We start from the raw sequence: 527 nt of genomic DNA, 5'->3' as shown, positions 1-527 counted from the left end.
GGCGACGGCGACGCGCTGCTGCTGGCCGCCGGAGAGCTGGTGCGGTTTGCGGCGGGCGAAGTCGCCGAGCTGGACCAGTTCCAGCATGTCGTCGACCTGCTTCTTCACCGACTTGATGCCGCGCCGCCGGAGTCCGAAGGCGACGTTCTCGGTGATGTCCAGGTGCGGGAAGAGCGCGTAGCTCTGGAAGACGGTGTTGACCGGCCGCTTGTACGGGGGCAGGTCGGTGATGTCCTTGTCGCCGAGGAAGACCGTGCCGGTGGTGGCCTCCTCCAGGCCCGCGATCATCCGCAGGGTGGTGGTCTTGCCGCAGCCGGACGCGCCGAGCAGGGCGAAGAAGGAGCCCTGCGGCACGGTCAGGTCGAGCGGGTGCACGGCGGTGAAGGAGCCGTAGGTCTTGCTGATCCCGGCGAGGCGGACATCGCCGCCCGCGGTCTGCTGCTGCTGTGTCATGGGTCGCAGTCCCAGTGTGTTCGGGGAGGGAGTTCGAGGAAGGTGTGACCGGGCGCGGGAGCGTGCCGGGTCAG

The 527-nt window shown here is 69.1% G+C and carries 1 protein-coding gene; it reads right to left on the bottom strand.

Annotated features, from left to right (window positions below; genetic code table 11):
• The coding region (locus tag AB0C16_RS40365) for an ATP-binding cassette domain-containing protein (RefSeq protein WP_357691462.1) at nucleotides 1–453 on the bottom strand (453 nt) is incomplete at its 3' end.
• Nucleotides 454–527: the final 74 nt, after the last annotated feature.

The organism is Nonomuraea sp. NPDC048916 (genome assembly GCF_040649575.1).
In the GTDB taxonomy this organism is placed as follows: domain Bacteria; phylum Actinomycetota; class Actinomycetes; order Streptosporangiales; family Streptosporangiaceae; genus Nonomuraea.
The sequence above is the reverse complement of the archived record's forward strand: the minus strand, read 5'-3'. Positions and strand labels throughout refer to the sequence as shown.